We start from the raw sequence: 21694 nt of genomic DNA, 5'->3' as shown, positions 1-21694 counted from the left end.
ATGGCCGCGAACCAGGGCGAGCGCACCCGCCGCCGGCTCAGCACGGAGGAACGCCGTGAGCAGCTCCTCGCGGTCGGGGCCCGGCTGTTCTCGGAGAGTCCGTACGACGAGGTGTGGATCGAGCAGGTCGCCGAGATCGCCGGCGTCTCGCGCGGGCTGCTCTACCACTACTTCCCGACGAAGCGTGACTTCTTCGCGGCCGTCGTCGAGCGGGAGAGCGAGCGCATGCTGCGGATGACGGCCGCCGTGCCCGGAGTCCCGGTCCGCGAGCAACTCGCCGCGGGCCTCGACACCTATCTGGAGTATGTCGAGGCGCACGCGCACGGCTACCGCGCCTTCCATCGCGCCGACGCGGCCGGCGACCAGGCCGTGCGCAAGGTCTATCAACAAGCCCTGGCCGCGCAGGAGAAGCAGATCCTGGCGGCGATGTCGGCCGACCCCGAGTTCGGCCCGGCCTTCGAGAAGCGGCCCGACGTCCGGCTCGCGGTGCGCGGCTGGCTGGCGTTCACCACGGCCGTCTGTCTGGAGTGGCTGCGGGGTGCCGACCTCTCGCGGGAGCAGGTGCGCGACCTGTGCGCCCGCGCCCTGCTGGGTGTCATCGCCTGCTGAGTCCCCCCGCGCACCTCGAAGAGATACCGCCGGAAGGCCGTGGCTGGTTGGCGTGCGGCTCGATCTTCGATAGGTTAGGTGAGGCTTACCTAAGGAGGTACGGGATGGGTGACAGCCAAGCCTGGACGGCGGCACCTTCCGCGGCGGAACGAGCACGGTCGGTGCTGGCCGGCGCGTGGTCCTGCGGGGTGACCGCGGAGAGCTGCCGCGAGGAGCTCGTGGGCGCGCACACCGTGACCGAGGAGGGGCGCGTCCTGCTGGAGGTGCCGGAGGACAGCGTGCTCGTCACGGCGGCGATCTGCGCACCCCGCGGAGAGCCCTCCGCCGTCCTGGAGTTCGCCGACGTCGCCCCCGTGCCCGTACGCAAGCGGATCCGCACCCGGCTCTGGATGTCCGGCTGGTTCACGCCCGAGGACGGCAAACTCGCGTTCAAGGCCACCCGCGTGGTGCTGCGGCAGCCGTCCGGCCCCGTGGTCGTCGACCTCGACGAGTTCGCCGACGCTGCGCCCGACCCGCTGGCCACCGCCGAGGCCCGGCTGCTCACCCACCTCGCCGACTGCCACCCGGACGCCGTCGAGCGGCTCACCCGCCTCGTGGAGTCCGACAGTCTGCACGGCGCCGTCCGCGTCCAGCCCCTCGCCGTCGACCGGCACGGACTGACGCTGCGCATCGAGCGTGCCAGCTCGCACGGTGACGTACGGCTGCCGTTCCACCGGCCCGCCGACGACGTCGCGCAGCTCACCGAACGCATGCACATCCTGCTCGCCCAGGCCAGCGCCGCCTCCTGCCCGCGCGCCCTACAGCGGCAGCGCACAGACGGCGACGGGTGACGCGAACGGCTCGCCCGCGAGCTTCAGTTCACCGCTGTCCTCGTCGACATGGAAGACGCTGACGGTGCTCGACCGCTGATTCGCCGTGAACAGCAGCGTGCCGTCCGGCGAGAGAGCGATCTGCCGCGGGAAGTCCCCGGACACCGGCACCGTGTCGAGCAGCCGCAGCCGGGCGCCGTCCGCCTCCACCGCATAGCGCGCGAGGCTGTTGTGGCCCCGGTTGGCGAGATAGGCGTAACGGCCGTTCCGCGTCACCACGAGCTGCGCCGGATAGCTGGTGCCCGGGCCCGTGCCCGTGGACTGCCCCGCGCCGATGCTCAGCCGGCCCGTGCCGGCGTCGTACGCGCAGACCGCCACGGTGTTGTCGACCTCGTTGGCCAGATACGCGTACCGCCCGCCCGGATGGAAGGTGAGATGCCGCGGGCCCGCACCCGGCTCGGTCTGCGCCCGCGCGACCTCGGCGAGCGTGCCGGCCTTCTGGTCGAGGCGGTAGGAGTACACCGTGTCCGTGCCCAGGTCGACGGCGAGCACATGGCCGCCGTCGGGGCTGGTGACGAACTGGTGCGCATGCGGGCCGTCCTGGCCCGGACCGGGCGCCGGATCGGAGTGGGTGACGAGATCGGTGCGCTCGCCGAGCGCGCCCGAGGCGTCGATCGGGTGCACGGCCACGCTGCCCGTGCCGTAATTGGCGCTCAGCAACCAGCGCCCGCTCGGATGCACGGACAGATGGCAGGGCGCCGCGCCCCCGGTGCTGCGACTCCCCAGAACCTTGCGGTCGGCGAGGCGGACGGCGGTCACGGCGCCGTCCTCACGCTCATTGACCGCATACAGCGTCCGGCCGTTCGGGTGCAGCGCCAGAAACGACGGGTCGCCGACTCCGCTGATGGTGCCGGTCCCGGTGATGCGGCCCGACTCCGGGTCGTACGTGGCCAGGCCGATGCCCTCGCCGCCGCCGTCGACGGAGGTGTAGGTGCCGAGGTGGAGAGGGCGGGGGCCGGACGGCTCGCGGCTCTCGGTCCGGGAGCTCGGACGCGCACCGGGGCCGGTGGCTTCGGGAGCGGCCGTGTCGGCCGTGTCCGCGGGGGCGGGCGCGTCGTCACACGCCGTGGCCGCCGGGAGTGTCACGCCGACGGCCGATCCAGCGAGGGTTCCGACGAATCGGCGCCGGCTCAGCCCACCACTGCCCATGTCCACACCTCAGGTCGTCGGTCGTCGTGGTCGCGACAGCAACCTTGGCGTGGATCAGCCGCCCAGCGCAAGAAGGGCAACGCGCGTTGCGCAGGGCGCAATGAGAGGGGTGTGGCTCCGCTTGCCGTCCGTCAGCCGGGAGTTGCCGTGCCCCGGCTACCAGTCACCGTCCTCCACAGGCTTCCCCGGCGCGTCCTTGAGCGGTTTCACCTGGCCGGGCGAGGGTGCCTGCCAGGGCTCGTGGTCGTCGCCGAGCCAGTCGCCGACCGGCTTCACGGCGCCCAACGTGTCCGTGGGGGCGAGATCCTCCGCGTCCTGGTCGTAGTAGTCGAACCAGGGCAGCCCCGCGCGCGTGTACGCCGCCCGGTCCACCGGTGACGGCGGCGGAGCCTCGCCGGTGATGCGGCGCCACTCCGGGGGCGTGACCAGATGGACGAAGACCCGGCCGGCGGGCGTATCGGCCCAGTCCGAGAGGGGACGGTCGTCCTCGTAGACCTCCTGGCGCATCGAACCGCCGACGCCCAGGCCCATCGCCGCGGCGGCCCTGCGCGGCCCGCCCGCCGGGGCGGCACCCTGGGCGGGCGCCGCCGCCATCGGCATGGCGGCGCCATAGCCTCCGGACGGCATGAACGCCCGTGCCCGCTCCGCCCGCAGCATCTCCTCCCGACGCCACCGCGCCAGCTGCGGCTCCTTCAGCGGGAACGACTGGAGCTGTACGCCGCCCCAGACCTCCTCGCCCGTCACCTGGCCCTCGACGGTCGCGCCCAGCCCGAGCGGCACCGCCACGAACTGGCGGACCGTGCCCTTCCCGGAGTTGATGCCGTCCAGCCAGGGCTGGCGGGGCAGCAGGACGTAGTTCTGCGGCTTGCGGCACAGCCGGTCGCTCCAAGGCTTCCCCGAGACCGCACACACCTTGCCCACGCCGACCTGGAGGGCCGCCGGCTCGGCGGTGCCCCCGAAGCTCAGCCACATCGCCTCGCGCAGATACACCGGGAGCATCACACCGCCGCGCGCCCGCCACGCCTGCGGAACGGAGTCCGCGTAATCCGCGACCCGCCGGACCGGGAACTCCCCGAGCCCCGGCGGCAGTGCATGCGTGCCCGACTCGGGCAGCCGCAGCGTACGGATGAAGCGCACCGCCACCCCGCCCGGCAGCCGCAGTGTGTTCCCGTCGATCCGTACGGTCGTGTCGGCCATCGGCCCCCGCTCCCTCGCGTCCGGCGCCGGCCCGTCCGTCCCCGCGCTCCCTACCGAGAACGTTCGAAGAACCCCGTCCGGTTCCGCCACAGCTGCTCCTGAACGCCCAGCCGCTCGCGCAGCCGGGTCAGGCGCGGCATCCGGACGCGGGACTCCTGCGACACGCGGTCCAGTTCCTCCAGCAGCCGGCGCGAGCGGTGCTCGGTGTCGAGCTCGTCGAGGATGCGGTTGACCTCGGTCAGGACGGCGCCGTGCAGCTGCCAGTACTTTGTCTCGCGCTCGGCCTCCTCGCGCAGCAGCAGGGCGAGCTTGTCGCGGGTGCCGGCCGCCGTGCGCAACTCGGCGGTCAGCCGGGACTCCGCCGCGTCGGCGTTGCTGCTGACATGCGTGGTGACCAGCACCGAGAAGCTGACCACCGCGTCGGCGATCTCGGACAACAACTGCTCCAGGACGGCGCCCGTCTCCTCCGCGAACAGCGGCTCGGGCTCGCGATCCTTCGCGAGGTCCGTGAGCGAGCGGGCCAGCACCCGCAGCACGACCGTGCAGATCTCCAGCGTGTCCAGCCCGGTGCGCAGCACCACGCGGTGCAGCACGCTGTCGCGCACGCGCGGATTGAGCCGCAGGCTGTCCTCGGCCTGCCGCAGGGCCGCGTCCACCTCGATGATGTCGTGGTCGAGCCGGCGTGCCTCGTGCAGCCGTGCCGCGGCCTCCTCGAACGCGGGGCGGCCGGCCGCCTCCTCGCCGATGCGCAGCATCAACTGCCGCAGCCGGCGGGCCAGTCCCCCCATCGACTCGCCGGCCTCGTCCACCCACACCGGCGGCGCGAGGAGCAGATTGAAGCCGAGCCCGACCACCGCGCCGATCAGCGTCTCCAGGACCCGCGCCCATGCCGTGTCCCCGACGGTCGTGACCCCGAGGACCAGCATCGCGCTGATCGCCACTTCGGGCACGTACTCGTTGACCCGCACGAGGTGCCCGACCCCGAGGGAGGCAACGATCAGCAGAGCGAGGCTCCACCAGGTCAGGCCGACCAGAAGGCTGAAGGCGATGGCCACCAGGACGCCGGCCACCACCGCGTTCACCCGGCGGATGCCGTTGGTGAGAGTGGCGTAGAAGGTCACCTGGACGACCAGCAGCGCGGTCAGGGGCGCGGTCAGCGGGGCGGCCTCGGGACTCAGGCGCAGCGCGATGACGTAGGCGATCGTCGCCGCGGCCGCCGATCGCAGCGTCTGGACCACCACGGGGTCCCGGCGCAGTTTCCCGAGTAGTTCTCGGAGCGCCGGCCCCTCACGTACCTCTCGCATCCTTGGGCTGTTCCCTTTCCACAGATGCTTCCCACACCCTGCTTGCGGAACGTAACGGTCCGAAGGACCCCCAGATTGATCGCAGCGGCCGCCGTACGGCAAGGGGCCGGGCCGGTGATCGTCGACACCCGCGCGCGGCCGGGTGGCCGACCGGGTCCGGGACTGGGGAAAACCCCCGCCGTCACCGCATGGTTGTCCGTACCCCGGGACGGAGGACCGTCGGATGGTCCCCGCCCGCCCGGAACGCAAGCCTTGGATCATGCAATGGCAATGGCAATGGCAATGGCAATGGCATCGGCATCGGCATCGGACCGGATTAACGCTGACCCTGTTCATCATCCTCGCCGCCCTGACGACCGGCATCCCGGCCACGGCAGCACCCGCCCCCACCGCCTCCCTCACCTCCACCACCGTCGTCGAGGCGCTCGACCGTGCCGCCCACCCGCTGCGGACCGTGGAACCGGGCGGGGACACCCGCGATCTGCGCCCCCTGGACCGGATGATCGGCGACGTGCGGGTCGTCGGCCTGGGGGAGGCCACCCACAGCTCGCACGACTTCTTCGCCCTCAAGACCCGCGTCTTCCGGCATCTCGTCGAGGAGAAGGGATTCCGCACCTTCGCCCTGGAGGCCCCCTGGAGCACCGGGCTGCGTCTCAACGACTATGTGCTCCACGGCAAGGGCGATCCCCGGCACATCATGCGCGCGGAGTTCCAGCGGGACTACCTGTGGTGGAACAACACCGACTATCTGCGACTCGTCGAGTGGATGCGCGGATACAACGTCCGGCACTCCGGCGACCCCGTCCGTTTCATGGGCGACGACATCGCCTGGACCGGACCCGAGTCGTACGACGCCGTCGAGGACTACGCGGCCGCTGCCCGGCCCGAACTGAGCGCCCGCCTCGCCGAGCTCTACCGCGGGCTGCGGCCCACTGTGCCGACCGGCGCGTACATCGAGCAGTACCTGGGCCTGCCGTACGCCGAACGCAAGGAGCGGGCGGAGCGCACGGGCGAGGCGCTCGCGCTGCTGCGGCGGCAGTCCACGGACGGGGCCGGCGCCGCCGACACGGAGGCGTACGACTGGGCCGTCCAGCAGGCGACGGTGATCGACCAGACCGCCCGGCAGTACGACTTCGACGTCGAGGACCCTGCCCAGATCGCCGAGGCCATGCGGTATCGCGACGGGGCGATGGCCGCCAACGTGGTGTGGTGGCAGGAGCACACCGGCAGCAAGGTGCTGCTGTCGGCCCACAACAACCACGTCGGCTATGTCCCGGAAGTGCCTGCCGAGAACCCCAAGGTCCAGGGTGCCGTCCTGCGTGACCGCCTCGGCGCGGGCTATGTGAGCGTGGGCCTGACCTTCGGCCACGGCTCGTTCAACGCCACCGGCCGGGACGACGACACCATCCGCCGCCGGACGCTCGGCCCTGCGGACCCGGGCAGCAACGAGCGGACCCTGGACCGGGTGCGGTACGGCGGCGACTACGTACTGGACCTGCGGTTCGTCGGATCACCGGCCGACGACTGGCTGCGCCGGGCCCGGCCGACGCGCAGCATCGGCACCGCCTATCCGGACGGCCCGCACGACATCGCGCTCGCCCGCAGCTACGACGTCCTGATCCATCTGCGCGAGGTGGAGGCGGCGGGGCTGCGGGACCGGTAGCTGCCCTGTCAGACGTACAGTTTGTCGATGAAAGCGGCCAGATTGCCCGTGGTCCGGGCGATCTGTTCCTCCACCGTCAGGCTCTCCTCGAAGCGGGCCCCGGAGTCCACGGCCTTCTTGCCCCGGACGTAGAGGGAGCAGGCGAGGTCGGTGCACATGTACAAGCCGACGGAGTTGCCCTCGCGTCCGGCGGGGCCCGCTTTGCGCGCCGTCATCAGCGAGACGCCGCCGCCCGGGTGGGTGGTCAGACAGAGCGAGCACATGCTGCGGTGCAGGAACCCGCGCCGCGAGGTCGGGAACCGGAAGGTGACGCCCACCGGCCGTCCCTCCCGCTCGACCACCAGATAGCTGCGATCGGGCGCCCCCGGATCCCGCCAGCCCAGGAAGTCGAGGTCGTCCCAAGGGCGTTCACCGAGATCACGGGGGAGGGAGACGCGCTTCGCCTCCCCTTTCGAGCAGTTGATGAAAGAGTCGCGGATGTCCTGCTCTGCGAGCGGCTTCATGCGGGCCTCCTGGGGCTCAAGCGTCACACCTAGGTCAAACCTAGAGACACTAGGTTCATGGCTAGGTTAGGCAGGGTGGAGGAGGGGGAGCCAGTGAATTTCGGCGAGGGTGAGGGCGAAGGCGAGGTCGGGTCACGTCGGGCCCGGTCCGCACTACGCCATGTCGCGGCCTCCTCCGCAGGTCCTGCCCCCGACGCCGACGTACGCGTCACCCTCAACTTCCGTCCGGACCCGCTGGTGCGCGGGGCGCCGATCCTGGGCGCGCTGGCCGCGGACGGCGCGTACCACTCGCAGTTCGTCACGGGCACCAGCAACGGCGGCCTCACCGCCCACCCCGCGGCGACCGCGGGCGTTGGGAGAGCCGGATCTTCGGCGGGGCCTAAGACGACGCGTCCGCGCACGAGCGGCCGGTGCACGGCGCGCTGAACTTCCGGCACCAAGTGGTCGGCGCCGCCCCGCGGTTCGGCTCCAAGCACTTCCGCCTGGCCGGCACGGCACTCGCCCGGGCGACCTTCTGCTACCCGGAAAGCCCGGCGGAGCCGGCCGATCTCGGAGTGGCCGCGGCCCCGCTCGCGGTGTAGAGGCGTCATCCTGGACACCGGCTGAGCGCTCGGTTGGAAGCGCCACGCTGTGTCGTCGTTCGGCTGCCGCGCCGTCGCGGCTGGTCGCGCAGTTCCCCCGCGCCCCTTGGGGCGCTGCCGAACCGAATACCAGTCCCGCGACGTGCGGATGTGCCGTCGGTCGCTTGGGCGTGCGCCCCCGCCGGTACCGGCTCCGCCTACTCCGGCCCCTCCCACGAGGCCGGTACCGGGGGCCAGACCCCCGGGGCGAGGACGCCCAGTGCGTAGGCGCGGGCGACCAGTTCCGTGCGGTTGGCCGCGTTCCAGCGGGACGAGAGGCGGCGTAGGTGGTAGTTCACGCCGTCCACCGTGAGGTCGGTCTCGCGGGCGGCCTGGGCGGTGGTGGTGCCTGAGGCGAGGAGGGCCAGGATGCGGGCCTCGATCGGTGCGACCTGTGGGGGGCGCTGTTCGTGGGCCTCGCGTTCGGCGAGGACGCGGAGCATCACCAGCAGTGCCGGCGTGTCCTCCACGGTGTCGCTCACCGGGTCGGCCGTGAGCTCCCCGTACCGCTGCGCACCGTCCGGCGCCTGCCAGCGCACGGACACCTGATACCGCGACCGGTGCCGCAGCCGCAGCGCCTCGGCGATCCGCTCCACCTGCGTCGCCTCCTGCGGCCGGAAGAGCTCCAGTACGTCCCGGCCCCGCAGCCGCCCCGGCGTCGTACCGCACTCGGCCGCCATCGCGGGATTGGCCACCTGGACCGCGCCGTACACATCGCACACCGCGACCGGCACCGAGACGCGGTCGAAGACCATCAGGGCCCGATTGCGCCACACCACGGCAGCGGGGTGGGTCCAGTCCACTGGCACCTCCTGGCACCTCCTGTCACCGGGCGCAAGGGTCGCACCCGTATCCGCACTACACAATCATGTAGTGCGGGGGTGCACCGGGCCGGGACCCGTCGCTCACGCTGGATCGCAGTACTCCCGTACCGCGAAAGGCACTTGTCGCGCCATGCCCCCCACCGCGTTGCACCCCCAGCCCCTCGACGCCCTCCCCGGCGTCCCCGTCGTCGACATCACCGCCATAGGCCCCGGCCGTACCCCGATCCAGCAGGTCATGGAGCTGATGCGGGAGCACGGGCCGGTGCTCGTGCGGCGGCTGCACGGGCGGGACGCACTGTTCACCGCCGACCTGGATCTGGTGGCCGACCTCGCGGACGAGAAGCGGTTCGCCAAGCATGTCGGGCCCGCCCTGGAGAACGTGCGGGAGTTCGCCGCCGACGGGCTGTTCACGGCGTACAACGACGAACCGAACTGGGCCAGGGCGCACGACATCCTGATGCCCGCGTTCGCGCTCGGCTCGATGCGCACCTACCACCCGGTGATGCTGAAGGTGGCCCAGCGGGTCCTCGCGTCCTGGGATCGTGACGCCCGTGACGGGCAGCCGGTCGATGTCCCCGACGACATGACCCGCATGACCCTCGACACCATCGGGCTCGCCGGCTTCGGCTACGACTTCGGGTCGTTCGAGCGGGCCGAGCCGCACCCCTTCGTCGAGTCGATGGTCCGCTGCCTGGAGTGGAGCATGAACCGGCTCGCCCGCATCCCGGGTCAGGACCACTCCGCCGCCGACGCGGCCTTCCGGGACGACGCCGACTATCTCGCGCAGGTCGTCGACGACGTGATCGCCTCCCGCGCCGGCACCGACCAGCGCGACGCCGAGGACCTCCTCGGACTGATGCTCACCGCCGAGCACCCGAAGGACGGCAGCACCCTCGACGCGGCCAACATCCGCAACCAAGTCATCACCTTCCTGATCGCCGGCCACGAGACGACCTCCGGCGCGATGTCCTTCGCGCTGTACTGCCTCGCCAAGCATCCGACCGCGCTCCGGCTCGTGCAGCGCGAGGTCGACGAGCTGTGGGGCGACCGGGCCGACCCCGAGCCGACGTACGACGAGATCGGCAAGCTGACGTACACCCGCCAGGTCCTCAACGAGGCTCTCAGGCTCTGGCCCACCGCCGCCGCCTTCAGCCGTCACGCCCTCGAGGACACCCTGCTCGGCGGGCGCATCCCGCTGCGCGCCGGGCAGTCCGTCACCGTGCTTGCGCCGATGCTGCACCGGCAGCCGGTCTGGGGCGACAACCCCGAGCTGTTCGACCCCTCCCGTTTCACGCCGGAGGCGGAGGCGGCCCGTTCGGTGCACGCCTTCAAGCCGTTCGGAACCGGTGAACGCGCCTGCATCGGGCGGCAGTTCGCCCTGCACGAGGCGACCATGCTGCTGGCGATGCTGGTCCACCGCTACCGGCTGCACGACCACGCCGACTACCGCCTCACGGTCAAGGAGACCCTCACCCTCAAGCCCGACGGCTTCACCCTGACCCTGACCCCGCGCATCCCCGCCGACCGCGTGCACACCCCGCTGCCCGGCGCCGCCCCCGCGGTCACGGAGGCCGCGTCCGACACGACCGCCCTTCCCGCCCGTGTCCGCCCCGGCACCAGCGCCCTGTTCCTGCACGGCAGCAACTACGGCACCTGCCGCGACTTCGCCGCCCAGCTCGCCGACGAGGCCGCCGCCATCGGCTGCGAGACACAGGTCGCGGCGCTGGACGAGTACGCGGGCGGGCTGCCCACCGACCGTCCCGTCGTGATCACCGCCGCCTCCTACAACGGCCGCCCCACCGACGACGCCACCGCCTTCGCCGCGTGGCTGGAGGAGGCGGCGGACGCCACGGACGTCGCCTACGCCGTCCTCGGCGTCGGCGACCGCAACTGGGCCGCCACCTACCAGCACGTCCCGACCCGCATCGACGACCGCCTCGCCGGACTCGGCGCCACCCGTCTCGTCGACCGCGCCGCCGCCGACGCCTCCGGCGATCTGACCGGCGCGGTACGCGACTTCACCGTCAGGCTCCGCACCGCGCTGCTGGAGCAGTACGGCGACCCGGACGCCGCTGTCCCGGCCGACGACGAGCCGACGAGCGCGTACGAGGTCCGCACCCTGACCGGCGGCCCCCTGGACGCCCTCGCCGAACGGCACGGCCTCGTCCCCATGACCGTCACCGAGGCGTACGACCTCACCGCCCCCGGCCACCCGCGCCGCAAGCGCCTCGTCCGTGTCGCCCTGCCGGACGGCGTCACCTACCGCACCGCCGACCACCTCACCGTCCTGCCTGCCAACGCCCCGGCCCTCGTCGACCGCGCCGCCGCCGCACTCGGCGTGGACCTCGACTCAGTCCTGGACATCCGGCCGGCCCGCCCGCGCCGCGACGGCCTCGCGGTGGACCGGCCTTTGACGGTACGTCAACTCCTCACGCGCCACGTCGAGTTGCAGGAGCGCCCGAGTGCCGACCGGCTCTCGGTCCTCGCCGCCGCCAACCCGTGTCCGCCGGAGCGCACGGCCCTGGCGAACCTCACCGACGATCCGCGCACCCTGGTCGAGCTGATCGAGGACTTCCCCGCCCTGCGCGGCGCCCTCGACTGGCCGCAGCTCCTCGAGATCCTGACCCCGCTGCGCCCGCGCCACTACTCCGTCTCGTCCTCGCCCGCCGTCGATCCCGGCCACGCGGACCTGATGATCTCCCTGCTCCAGGCCCCGGCGCGCTCCGGCAAGGGCACCTACCGCGGCACCGGCTCCGGACACCTCACCACCGTCCGGCCCGGCGACACGGTGTACGCCCGCGTCCAGCCCTGCCGGGAGGCCTTCCGGATCGACGCCGACGTCCCCGTCGTCATGGTCGCCGCGGGCACCGGCCTCGCCCCGTTCCGCGGCGCGATCGCCGACCGTACGGCGGCCCTCGCGCTCGGCGCCGAACTCGCCCCGGCCCTTTGCTATTTCGGCTGCGACGCCCCCGACGCCGACTACCTGCACGCCGAGGAACTGCGCGCCGCGGAGGCCGCCGGAGCCGTCTCGCTCCGCCCGGCCTTCAGCGCCGCCCCGATAGGCGGTGTGGCTTTCGTGCAGCACAGGATCGCCGCCGAGGCCGACGAGGTCTGGGAGCTGCTCGGTGCTGGTGCCCGGGTGTACGTCTGCGGTGACGGGTCGCGGATGGCGCCGGGCGTGCGGGAGGCGTTCCGTACGCTGTACCGGGAGCGCACGCCGGGCGCCGACGACGCGGCGGCCGTGCAGTGGCTCGGCGGACTGGTCGCGGACGGCCGTTACGTGGAGGACGTCTACGCGGCCGGCTGACCGAAGGGGCGGGGTGGGCGCACGGTGGCGGACTCCTGGGAACGGGCCCGGCAGGTCCTGGCCGGGGCGGGCATACCGCCGGACCACCTCGCCCAGCTCCGCCCGCTGACGGGCGGCACGTACAACACGGTCGAGGAACTGCTCCTCACCGACGGCAGCCGGTACGTGCTGAAGGTGCCGCCCGCACCGACCGTGCCGGGGCTGCGGCACGAGGGCCGGCTGCTGATGTCCGAGGCCGAGTTCTACCGCGGGGCCGCCGAGGCGGACGTACCCGCACCGCGTGTGGTGGCCGGCGGGGACCGGCTGCTGATGACGGCCTGTCCCGGCGAGCCCTGGAACGGTGAGCTCGCCGACGCCGAACGGACGGATCTGCGCAGGGAGTTGGGCTGTCACGTGGCCCGCCTGCACGGGGTGACCGGGCCCGGCTTCGGCTATCCGTCCGGCGCCCTCGGCCCGCTCGCCGCCGACTGGCGCACCGCGTTCACCGGGATGCTCGACGCCGTCCTCGACGACACCCGCCGCTACGGGGCCCGGCTGCCCCGCCCCGCCGACGCCGTGGCGCACACGCTCCGGGCCGCCTACGACGCACTCGACGACGTCACCGTCCCGTACCTGGTCCACTTCGACCTGTGGCAGGGCAACATCCTGGTGGACCGCGCATCGGGGGAGGCCCGGATCGGCGGCCTCATCGACGGGGAGCGGATGTTCTGGGGCGACCCGCTGGCCGATTTCGTCTCCCTGGCCCTCCTGGACGACATCAAGAAGGACGAGGCGTTCCTCGCCGGCTACCGGGAGGCCGGGGGCCGGGCCGACTTCGACGTACCCGCCCGGCTGCGGCTGGCCCTCTACCGCTCCTACCTCTACCTGATCATGCTCACGGAGACGATTCCCCGCGCGGTCGACCCCGCACAGCACCGCTGGGTCCAGGACACGGTGACTCCGGAGCTCGTGATCGCTCTGGCCGAGATCGAGGATCTGACGGCGTAGGCCACAATGGGGGACGATTCGAACAGGGCGCGGAACAGGGCCGACCGAAGGGGAGCCGCATGGCGGGGCGGAACGGGCGCACGGTACGGGACCTCAGACGCGGCAACCGGACGGCCGTGCTGCAGCGCCTCTACTTCGACGGCCCCCTCAGCCGCTTCGAACTGGGCCCCGCGACCGGGCTCAGCTCCGGGTCCGTCAGCAACGTCGTCGCCGAGCTGATCGCCGACGGTCTGGTCGAGGGGGCCGGCAGCGTCGACTCCGACGGGGGCCGGCCCCGCATCCTGCTGCGCGTCACACCCGGCAGCGGTCACATGATCGGCGTCGACGTCGGCGAGACCCGGGTGCGGATCGGGCTGTTCGACCTGACCCTCACCGAACTCGCCCGCACGGAGCGGCCGTTGACGCGGCAGCGGTACGAGGTCGAGGGCATCGTCGGCCATGTGCGCGACGGCATCACCGAGGTGCTCTCGGACGCCGGCGTCGGACCCGAGCGGCTCCTCGGCGTCGGCATCGGCGTTCCCGGGATCGTCGAGCGCATGCCGCGGCTCGGTGCCGTCGTGCACGGACAGACGATCGGCTGGGACGCGGTACCGCTGGAGCAGCGCCTGCGCTACGGCTCCCAACTCCCTGACTCCGTCCCCTACTTCATCGACAACGGTGCCCGGACCCTCGGCCAGGCCGAGATGTGGTTCGGCGGCGGACGCGGCGCCCGCAACGCGATCGTGGTCCTCTTCGGCTCCGGCGTCGGCGCCTGTCTGGTCACCCCTGAGGTGGAGCACGGCCGGGCGGTCGAGTGGGGGCATCTGACGGTACGGGTCCGGGGGCGCCGCTGCCGCTGCGGTGCGCTCGGCTGCCTGGAGGCGTACGCGGGCGCCGAGTCGCTGCTGGCGCGCTGGGGCGAGGAGGGCGGGACCCTGCCGGAGGGCGCCGACGAGGAGACGGCACTGGCGGCGCTGCTGGCTGGCGCGTATCCGCCCGAGGGCGGCGCGGCCGACCCGGTGGCGCTCGCCGTCCTGGAGGAGACCGCCGAGTACCTGGGCGCGGGCCTGTCCGACCTGATCAACCTCTTCCAGCCCGAGCGCATCCTGATCGGCGGCTGGGCGGGACTGCGGCTCGGCGCCCGCCTCCTGCCCTCCGTACGCCGTCACGCCGCCTCCTACGCCCTGCGGCATCCGGCCGGGAGGGTCACGATCGACGTGGGTCGGCTCGGCCCCGAAGCCGTCACCGTCGGAGCCGCGATCCTGCCGCTCGCCGACTTCTTCGCCCGCGGCGGCCGGCGCGCCGAGCCCGCGGCCGAGGGCCCGGCGCCCGCCTGGCACACGAATCTGGCGGAGCGAGTGGCGCACTGAGGTTTCGCCTGCGGCCCGGGCGGTACTCGCGGGCCTTCGGACGACCTTGAACGACGCGAAAGAGGTGCACCATGGCCGACGACCGTCGCGAGGCGCCGGAGGAGACCGGCGAGCCGATACCGAGGGATCTGCCGGACCAGCAGGCCGCCCCGGGGGAGGACCCCTGGGATCTGCCGGCAGGACCGGCGGAGGACACGACCGCCGAAGCGGACGACGTGCCCGACACCGATGAGGGGGGCACGAGCCGGCAAGGCGCGCGGCAGTCCGGTGCGGTCCACCCCGAGCACCCGGCGCCCGAGGAGTCGCCGGGCTGAGACGCGTTCCGGCCGGGTCCGGGCGGGGCGCCGCAGGGCGTGGGTCAGCCCACCTTGCGGCCCCGCATGGGCTCCGTCGGTGCGCCCGCACCGCGCTGGAGGCCCTGCACGAACTCCTCCAGCACCTCGGTCGCCGTGCGCTGCGGCCGCCAGCCCAGTTCCGTACGCGCCCGTGTGCAGTCCATCAGGGGCAGCCCGAGGACCGCGTCGAAGAGGTGCGGGGAAGCGGGCAGCAGGTGCAGCCCCCACGCGGCGGCGATCGCCGAGCGGGCCGCCGTGCGCGGAAGCCGGACCGGGCGGGCCCCGAGCATCTCGCCCAGCACCCTCGCGTCCACCGGCGGCTCGGCCGCCAGGTTGAACGCCCCGCGCGCGTCGGACTTCACGGCCAGCTGATACGCCGTGGCCGCGTCGTCGCTGTGCAGGGCCTGCACCCGCAGTCCCGGGATGTCGGGCAGGAACCGCAGCAGCTCGGGTCGCGCCAGCGGCCCCGGCAGGAACCGCCCGCCGAAGATACGGCGCTGCTCACTCGCCGACTGCCGCTTGAACAGGAACGCCGGCCGCATCCGCACCACCCGCACCCTGGGGTGGGCCCGGTCGAAGGTGTCGAGCGCCCGTTCCAGGTAGGCCTTCTCCCGGCAGTACGCGGCGTCGGGCCAGCCGTGCGTCGGCCACGACTCGTCCACGGCGTGATCCTTCGGTCCCGGCGAGTACGCGCCCACCGACGACGCGTGGATCAGCGCCGGGACCCTGGCGGCCGCCGCCGCCTCGAAGACCTGCATGCCGCCCAGCACGTTCGTGCGCCAGGTCGCCGCCGGATCATGCGTCGGCTGGAACGCCCAGGCCAGATGGATGACGGCGGCGGCGCCCTCGAACATGTCCGCCAGATCGGGACGCTCGGACGCCAGGTCCACCGCCGCCCACTGCGTCTTCGGCGGCGACCAGTCGGGGATCCGGCGGGCCAGGCCCAGTACGGAGCCGACGTCCGGATCCTCCGAGAGGAGCCGCACCACACTCGTACCGACATTGCCCGTGGCACCGGTGACGACGATCCTTCGGGCCGCTTCGCTGCTCACCTGCGGCTCCTCCCGGAGAGCGGGGACGGGAGCCCCCGAGTACCCACTGGGGCTAGGCGGCGAACGCGTTCACGCCCGTCAGCTCCGCCGACAGCGTCCACAGCCGCGCCGCCTGCTCCGGGTCGGTGGCCCAGGCCATGACGCCACTGCGGTCCTCGTCGTCCTCGGCAGCGGGCCCGGCGATGTCGCAGTCCTCCAGATAGACCCCGCCCATGCCGTTGAGCTGCGGCGACGTCGCGGCCCACACCTGCGTGGCCGCGCCCTGCTCAGGGGTCTTGAAGGCCTCGGGGTGGAGCATGTTGCCCTGCTCGTCGATCCAGCCGCGCTCCACCATCTCCTCCTTGGCGAGGTGGCGCTGCAGCGGCGTGAGGATGCCGCCCGGGTGGAGCGAGAAGGCCCGTACCCCCTGGCCGGCGCCGAGCTTGTCGAGGTGGACGGCGAACAGGACGTTCGCGGTCTTCGCCTGCCCGTACGCCTCCCATTTGTCGTAGCCGTGCCGCCAGTGGACGTCGTCCCAGCGGATCCCGGACAGATGGTGGCCGCGCGAGGAGACCGACACCACTCGGGCGCCGCCGGGTTCGATCGCCGGCCACAGCCGGTTGACCAGGGCGAAGTGACCGAGGTGGTTGGTCGCGAACTGTGCCTCCCAGCCCGGCCCCACCCGGGTCTCGGGGCAGGCCATGATCCCGGCGTTGTCGATCACGATGTCGACCGTGCGGCCGGAGGCGAGGAAGCGCTCGGCGAAGCCGCGCACACTCTCCAGGTCGCCCAGGTCCAGCTCGTCCACCTCGACGCCGGTGAGGCCGGACAGCGCCTCCTCGGCGGCGGCGCGGCGGCGGGCGGGGACGACGACGCGGGCGCCCGCCTTGGTGAGTGCCCGCGTGGTCTCCAGGCCGAGGCCGGAGTAGCCGCCGGTGACGATCGCGAGCTTTCCGGTCAGGTCGATGCCGCGGAGGACGTCGTCGGCGGTGCTGGTTGCCCCGAAACCGGAGCCGATCTTGTGCTGTGCAGTGCTCATGTGCGGAACGCTACGAATTGGAGCGCTCTCGAAGTCAAGCCGACCTGTGGGACACGCCCGAACAGGAAAAAGCCCCGGCCGGACGGGGGAGTTCCGGTCGGGGCGGTCCTTAGGTGTGGGCGCGGATGGCGGTCGCCTCTCGGCGAAAGGCTCCACAGGGCTTCAGCCGAACGATCGTCCCTGTGGGCAAAAGGTGAGGCCCGGGGACACTGTCCCATCCGCACCCACGGCTGGTTCAACGGGCAACTACCGGCGAGTGTTCCTGCGTTTCCGACGAAGCGCGGTGATGTGCATCACGCGCCACCCGCGCTCGTTGCCCCACGCTCACTTGACCGCCGACTTCTCACGCGTCCACGCCAGCAGCTCGTCCGCCGTCCAGGTGGTGAGCACCCGTTCGGCGGGCACCTCGCACTCCTCCGCCCGCGCACAGCCGTACCGCTGCCAGTCGAGCTGCCCGGGCGCGTGCGCGTCTGTGTCGACGGAGAACAGCACGCCCGCCGCCACGGCCCGCCGCAGCAGCCGACGGGGCGGGTCAAGCCGCTCGGGCCGACTGTTGATCTCCACCGCCGTACCGGACTCGGCGCACGCGGCGAACACCTCGTCCGCGTCGAACTCCGACTCCGGCCGGCCCCGCCCGGTGATCAGCCGACCGGTGCAGTGGCCGAGGATGTCCGCGTGCGGACTGCGTACGGCGGCGACCATCCGCCGGGTCATCGAGCGCGCGTCCATCCGCAGTTTGGAGTGCACGGACACGACCACCACGTCGAGCCGCTCCAGCAGCTCGGGTTCCTGGTCGAGCGAGCCGTCCTCCAGGATGTCGCACTCGATGCCGGTGAGCAGCCGGAAGGGTGCCCAGGTCGCGTTGAGTTCCGCCACCACGTCCAGCTGCTCGCGCAGCCGGTCCGCCGACAGCCCGCGGGCCACGGTCAGACGCGGCGAGTGATCGGTCAGCACCGCCCACTCGTGGCCGAGCTCGGCCGCCGTCCGGCCCATCTCCTCGATCGGGCTGCCACCGTCCGACCAGTCGGAATGCAGATGACAGTCCCCGCGCAGCAGCTCCCACAGCCGGTGGCCGTTCACGGGCGGCTCGGCCGCCGGCCTGCCCTCCAGGTCCGTCAGGTAGGCGGGCACCTGCCCGGCCAGCGCCTCGCGCACCACCTTGGCCGTCTTGGGGCCGACGCCCTTGAGTGACTCCAGCGTCCCGGCCTGCGCCCGCGCCCGCACCTCGTCCGCGGGCAGCCCGGCCAGCACCCGGGCGGCCGTACGGAAGGCCCGTACGCGATACGTCGGCTCCAGTGAGCGCTCCAGCAGAAACGCGATCCTGTTCAGCGCGTCGACGGGGTCCATCGCCACCTCCTCCTCCAGGGTTCCCCGGCCCTGCGGCGCCCGCACGGCGGCGGACGGAGCGGCGGCTGCGTGTCGCGGTCCGCCTGGAGGATTCGTTGACGCGGGTTGCGTTCTACGCTCTATTCATGACCGAAAGCGCGAGCCCGCACATTTCACAGCCGCGGATCATGGTGCTCGGGGTTCAGCCGGGCACGCCTCCGTTCCGCATCATGGAGATCGACGGCGAGGTCGTCGGTCAGCCGAGGACGATCACCGACGTCCTGGAGTACGCCGCCGCGTTCGGCATCACGGTCCACGACCTGGACGACCCGGACGTGGTCCGCTGGGTCGGCGGAGACAAGTTCACCTGGCACCACCACTAGGGCCCGCTGCGAAAGTGGCCTAGGCGGCCGCACGGCCGGGTCAGCCGACCGTCCACTTCTGGTTGCCGCCGCCGCTGCAGGTCCAGATCTGCATCCTGGTGCCGTTGGCCGAGTTGTTGCCGGTCACGTCCAGGCACTTGTCGGCCTGTGGGTTGACGATGTCGCCTGCCGCGCTGACGGCCCATCTCTGGTTGGGGCCGCCCGTGCAGTCCCACAGCTGGACGGTCGTGCCGTCCGCCGTGCCGTTCCCGGTGGCGTCCAGGCACTTGCCGAGCGCGCGGAGCGTGCCGTCCGAGCCTCGGGACCACTGCTGGGCGGCACTGCCGTTGCAGTCGTAGAGCTGTACGGGCGTACCGTTCGCGGAGCTCGCCCCGGCCACGTCCACGCATTTCCCGGCCAGCCCCCTGATCGCGCCGCCGGCGGGGCTGTCGCCGGTCGTCACCGAGACGTGGTCCACCACCAGTTGCTGCGGGAACACCGTGGAGCCGTCCGGGTCGCCGGGCCAGTAGCCGCCCACCGCGAGGTTCAGGATCAGGAAGAACGGCTTGTTGAAGACCCACTGCCTGCCGCCCAGGTCGGCGGGTGTGCGCCGCTGGTAGACGTTGCCGTCCACGGACCAGGTGATCGAGTCGGGTGCCCAGTCGACGGCGAAGCTGTGGAAGGCGTCCGCGAAGGCCTGTCCGTTCGGCAGGGAGTAGCCGGCGCCTATGCCGCCCGACCCGGAGTAGCCGGGGCCGTGGATGGTGCCGTGGACCGTAGAGGGCTCGAAGCCGACGTTCTCCATGATGTCGATCTCGCCCGAGTCCGGCCAGTTGACCGGTGTGCCGAGCATCCAGAACGCGGGCCACATGCCCTGCCCCCGCGGCACCTTCATGCGCGCCTCGATGTGCCCGTACTGGGCCGTGAACTTGCCGGAGGTGTTCAGCCGGGCCGAGGTGTACTGACAGGTGCCGTACCAGCACCGGTAGTTGGCGGGGTTCTCGCGCCGGGCGGTGATGACCATGTGGCCCTGGCCGTCCAGCGCCGCGTTCTTGTTGCCCGAGGTGTAGTACTGCCGCTCGTGGTTGTTGACGTTGTCGCCGGTCTCGATCTGCCACTTCGACGAGTCGACCGCGGCGCCCGCGGGCCCGTCGAAGTTGTCCGCGAACGTCACCGCGGCGGCCGAGACGCCCGGAGGTTCGGCCTGCGCGGGGCCGATCGCGGCGGACGCGACCAGGACGGCCGACAGAGCGGCGAGGAGTGCGGTGCGGAGCAGGCGTGGGGAGGCCATCGTGCTCCCTTCCATGCGGCGGCCCGTTGCGGACGGGGTGCGCCGAGCGAGGTGGGGGGTGAAGGTGTCGCCACTTGATTTAAGGAGTGAGGTAAGGGGCCGTCAATACCTTGGTACGGACCAGAACTTGAGCGTCCGGATATCGCGGAGAGATCGCCCCCACCCGGCATGGTTCGTCCGCCGCCGAAGTGTCGGGTTCCTAGGCTTCTCGCCATGAACGCCGCACACATCGGTGAACTGCTCGCCATTCTGGGCGCGGGCCTGGCCGCCGGTGCCGTCAACGCCGTCGTCGGCTCGGGGACGCTGATCTCGTTCCCGGTCCTGCTCGCGACCGGCCTGCCACCCGTCACCGCCACGGTCTCCAACGCGCTCGGGCTGATCCCCGGCTCGATCAGCGGAGCCATCGGCTACCGCGAGGAACTGCGCGGTCAGCGCCGGCGCCTGCTGAAGTGGGGCGCCGGCGCCGCCCTCGGCGGTTTCAGCGGCGCCGCGCTGCTCCTCACCCTGCCCGCCTCGGCGTTCGAACGGATCGTGCCGGTGCTCGTGGGCCTCGCCCTCGTACTGGTCGTCCTCCAGCCGCTGATCAGCGGGAAGGTGAGCAGCCGCCGGGCACGGAAGGGAAAGCCGGCGCGCCCCGACGGTGGCCCCCTGCTGCTTGTCGGACTGACCCTGGCCAGCGTCTACGGCGGCTACTTCGCGGCGGCCCAGGGCATCATCTACGTGGCCCTGATGGGCATGCTCCTGGACGACAGCCTGCAACGACTCACCGGCGCCAAGAACGTGCTCGTCGCGGTGGTCAACTCCGTCGCCGCGCTGTTCTTCCTCGTCGCCGCGGAGTTCGACTGGACGGCCGTGGGCCTCCTCGCGATCGGGTCCGCAGCCGGCGGCCTCCTGGGAGCCAGGACGGGCCGCCGGCTGCGCCCCTCTGTGCTGCGCGCGTTCATCGTGGTCGTCGGCACGGTGGCCATCCTCCAGTTGGTGCTGCGTTAGGCCTTGGCGGGGCGGGGCCCCCGGGCGTGCACCACGCGGCTGAGCCGGCGACCCAGCAGGAGGTAGCCGATCAGGGCGCCGGTGGTGTTGAGGATGACGTCGTCGATGTCGAAGGCGCGCCCCGTCACCAGGGCACCCTGCGCGAACTCGACCAGAAGCATGACGGTCGCCGTCAGGAGCAGCACCCGCAGGACACCGCGCGTTCGTGGCGCGACGACGGGAACGAGGATGCCGAACGGGACACCCAGCAGCACGTTGCCCCCGATCTGCTTGACGGCGTCGCGCAGTTCGGGCTGGTCCAGATAGGCCCGCAGCGAACTGCCCGGCTGCAGATTGGTGTGCGTCAGGGCCTCGGAGGCGGGGGAGGGCTGCAGGGTGAGCTTCGCCAGCACGACGGCGAACGCGACCATGAACGCGAAGGCGCACAGCATCGCGAGGAGACGGGCGAGAAACCGCAGGGGACTTCGCCTGGGGCGCGCGCTGCGCTCGGAGGTGGCGGCGCGTTCGGGCTTGGCCGTGCGTCCGGACTTCGTGGTGCGTCCGAGCCTGGCCGTGAGCCCGGGCTTGGCGGTACCGCCCGATTTTGCGCGGCCCGCGGACTTGCCCGCGCCTCGCGACTTCGAGCCGCCTGCCGACCGAGTCGCCTCTCGCCACTTCGCGCCCAGAGCGGACTTGAGGGAACCCGCGGACTTCGAGCGCCCCGCGGACTTGCCGGACCTTGCGGACTTCGCTCCTCCTGCCGCCTTGGCGGCACCTCTGGATTTGGGGGTGCCGGGGTGCAACGCGGCACGCGAACGTGAGGTCCCACCGGCCATGCGATCCTCCACTCTTCAACAGTCCTTCGTGGTAGGCCGCTTACCCCGGTACCGCGTCGAGATGCCCAACGAGGCGGCGCCCGGTATCACAGTCGGCCCCGGTTTCCCTTCACGCTGTCGGGGC

General features: G+C 72.3%; 19 protein-coding genes and 1 pseudogene. 10 read left to right on the top strand and 10 right to left on the bottom strand.

Going from position 1 to position 21694, the window contains the following annotated elements:
* Both ACZ7L5_RS10235 and ACZ7L5_RS10230 read left to right on the top strand, forming a co-directional pair.
* Positions 1–609, top strand: coding sequence for a TetR/AcrR family transcriptional regulator (locus tag ACZ7L5_RS10235; RefSeq protein WP_471515998.1), 609 nt, complete (start codon positions 1–3; stop codon positions 607–609).
* 104 nt (positions 610–713) lie between these two features.
* Positions 714–1439: a DUF2470 domain-containing protein gene (locus ACZ7L5_RS10230; protein ID WP_363036214.1), complete on the top strand. Its 726-nt coding sequence runs from the start codon at positions 714–716 to the stop codon at positions 1437–1439.
* On the opposite strand, the gene ACZ7L5_RS10225 is transcribed toward ACZ7L5_RS10230, so the two are convergent.
* The 3 genes from ACZ7L5_RS10225 to ACZ7L5_RS10215 all read right to left on the bottom strand — a co-directional run bounded on the left by ACZ7L5_RS10225 (position 1407) and on the right by ACZ7L5_RS10215 (position 5128).
* Positions 1407–2627, bottom strand: a complete 1221-nt coding sequence (locus tag ACZ7L5_RS10225; RefSeq protein ID WP_471515996.1) for a lactonase family protein — start codon at positions 2625–2627, stop codon at positions 1407–1409. The two genes, ACZ7L5_RS10230 and ACZ7L5_RS10225, sit on opposite strands and share 33 nt — an antisense overlap.
* A 156-nt stretch (positions 2628–2783) precedes the next feature.
* The gene (locus ACZ7L5_RS10220) at positions 2784–3824 is read right to left on the bottom strand and encodes a hypothetical protein (RefSeq protein WP_471515994.1); all 1041 of its coding nucleotides are present in this window, start codon (positions 3822–3824) and stop codon (positions 2784–2786) included.
* A 50-nt stretch (positions 3825–3874) separates the two neighbouring features.
* Positions 3875–5128, bottom strand: coding sequence for an FUSC family protein (locus ACZ7L5_RS10215; protein ID WP_471515992.1), 1254 nt, complete (start codon positions 5126–5128; stop codon positions 3875–3877).
* A gap of 259 nt (positions 5129–5387) precedes the next feature.
* On the opposite strand from ACZ7L5_RS10215, the gene ACZ7L5_RS10210 reads away from it, so the two are divergent.
* Positions 5388–6791 carry an erythromycin esterase family protein gene (locus tag ACZ7L5_RS10210; protein WP_471515990.1) on the top strand — a complete coding sequence of 468 codons (1404 nt, stop codon included), beginning with the start codon at positions 5388–5390 and terminating at the stop codon, positions 6789–6791.
* Positions 6792–6799: 8 nt separating this feature from the next.
* Here ACZ7L5_RS10210 and ACZ7L5_RS10205 read toward each other — a convergent pair whose 3' ends face one another.
* Positions 6800–7294 carry an FBP domain-containing protein gene (locus ACZ7L5_RS10205; protein ID WP_471515988.1) on the bottom strand — a complete coding sequence of 165 codons (495 nt, stop codon included), beginning with the start codon at positions 7292–7294 and terminating at the stop codon, positions 6800–6802.
* A 93-nt stretch (positions 7295–7387) separates the two neighbouring features.
* Between ACZ7L5_RS10205 and ACZ7L5_RS10200 the strand changes: the two are divergent.
* Positions 7388–7857, top strand: a pseudogene (locus ACZ7L5_RS10200) (DUF3626 domain-containing protein); the annotation flags it as partial.
* A 215-nt stretch (positions 7858–8072) separates the two neighbouring features.
* Here the strand turns inward: ACZ7L5_RS10200 and ACZ7L5_RS10195 are convergent.
* A complete protein-coding gene (locus tag ACZ7L5_RS10195) occupies positions 8073–8669 on the bottom strand; it encodes a PAS domain S-box protein (RefSeq protein WP_471516735.1) in 597 nt (198 codons plus the stop codon).
* Between the two features lie 199 nt (positions 8670–8868).
* Here ACZ7L5_RS10195 and ACZ7L5_RS10190 point away from each other — a divergent pair, with 199 nt between their 5' ends.
* The 4 genes from ACZ7L5_RS10190 to ACZ7L5_RS10175 all read left to right on the top strand — a co-directional run bounded on the left by ACZ7L5_RS10190 (position 8869) and on the right by ACZ7L5_RS10175 (position 14695).
* The gene (locus ACZ7L5_RS10190) at positions 8869–12045 is read left to right on the top strand and encodes a cytochrome P450 (protein WP_471515986.1); all 3177 of its coding nucleotides are present in this window, start codon (positions 8869–8871) and stop codon (positions 12043–12045) included.
* 24 nt (positions 12046–12069) lie between these two features.
* A complete protein-coding gene (locus ACZ7L5_RS10185) occupies positions 12070–13032 on the top strand; it encodes a phosphotransferase family protein (protein WP_471515984.1) in 963 nt (320 codons plus the stop codon).
* A gap of 59 nt (positions 13033–13091) precedes the next feature.
* Positions 13092–14381, top strand: coding sequence for an ROK family transcriptional regulator (locus ACZ7L5_RS10180; RefSeq protein WP_471515982.1), 1290 nt, complete (start codon positions 13092–13094; stop codon positions 14379–14381).
* A gap of 71 nt (positions 14382–14452) precedes the next feature.
* A complete protein-coding gene (locus ACZ7L5_RS10175) occupies positions 14453–14695 on the top strand; it encodes a hypothetical protein (RefSeq protein ID WP_471515980.1) in 243 nt (80 codons plus the stop codon).
* Between the two features lie 44 nt (positions 14696–14739).
* Here ACZ7L5_RS10175 and ACZ7L5_RS10170 read toward each other — a convergent pair whose 3' ends face one another.
* The 3 genes from ACZ7L5_RS10170 to ACZ7L5_RS10160 form a co-directional block, all read right to left on the bottom strand.
* Complete coding sequence (locus ACZ7L5_RS10170) at positions 14740–15768, bottom strand: SDR family oxidoreductase (protein WP_471515978.1); 1029 nt, start codon at positions 15766–15768, stop codon at positions 14740–14742.
* A gap of 52 nt (positions 15769–15820) precedes the next feature.
* Positions 15821–16786: an SDR family NAD(P)-dependent oxidoreductase gene (locus ACZ7L5_RS10165; RefSeq protein ID WP_471515976.1), complete on the bottom strand. Its 966-nt coding sequence runs from the start codon at positions 16784–16786 to the stop codon at positions 15821–15823.
* A gap of 324 nt (positions 16787–17110) precedes the next feature.
* Positions 17111–18133: a PHP domain-containing protein gene (locus ACZ7L5_RS10160; RefSeq protein ID WP_471515974.1), complete on the bottom strand. Its 1023-nt coding sequence runs from the start codon at positions 18131–18133 to the stop codon at positions 17111–17113.
* 125 nt (positions 18134–18258) lie between these two features.
* Between ACZ7L5_RS10160 and ACZ7L5_RS10155 the strand changes: the two genes are divergently transcribed.
* Positions 18259–18495 (top strand): hypothetical protein, encoded by a 237-nt coding sequence (locus ACZ7L5_RS10155; protein WP_362385739.1) that lies wholly within the window; start codon positions 18259–18261, stop codon positions 18493–18495.
* Positions 18496–18535: 40 nt separating this feature from the next.
* Here the strand turns inward: ACZ7L5_RS10155 and ACZ7L5_RS10150 are convergent, their stop codons facing one another.
* Positions 18536–19765 carry a ricin-type beta-trefoil lectin domain protein gene (locus ACZ7L5_RS10150; protein WP_471515972.1) on the bottom strand — a complete coding sequence of 410 codons (1230 nt, stop codon included), beginning with the start codon at positions 19763–19765 and terminating at the stop codon, positions 18536–18538.
* Positions 19766–19978: 213 nt separating this feature from the next.
* Here ACZ7L5_RS10150 and ACZ7L5_RS10145 point away from each other — a divergent pair, with 213 nt between their 5' ends.
* A complete protein-coding gene (locus tag ACZ7L5_RS10145; RefSeq protein WP_471515970.1) occupies positions 19979–20755 on the top strand; it encodes a sulfite exporter TauE/SafE family protein in 777 nt (258 codons plus the stop codon).
* On the opposite strand, the gene ACZ7L5_RS10140 is transcribed toward ACZ7L5_RS10145, so the two are convergent.
* Positions 20752–21186 (bottom strand): VanZ family protein, encoded by a 435-nt coding sequence (locus ACZ7L5_RS10140; RefSeq protein WP_471516734.1) that lies wholly within the window; start codon positions 21184–21186, stop codon positions 20752–20754. The two genes, ACZ7L5_RS10145 and ACZ7L5_RS10140, sit on opposite strands and share 4 nt — an antisense overlap.
* Between the last annotated feature and the right edge of the window lie 508 nt (positions 21187–21694).

The sequence above is a fragment of the Streptomyces sp. NPDC107528 genome, from assembly GCF_055639295.1.
Note: the sequence above shows the minus strand (reverse complement) of the source record. Positions and strands in the feature narration are given on the sequence as shown.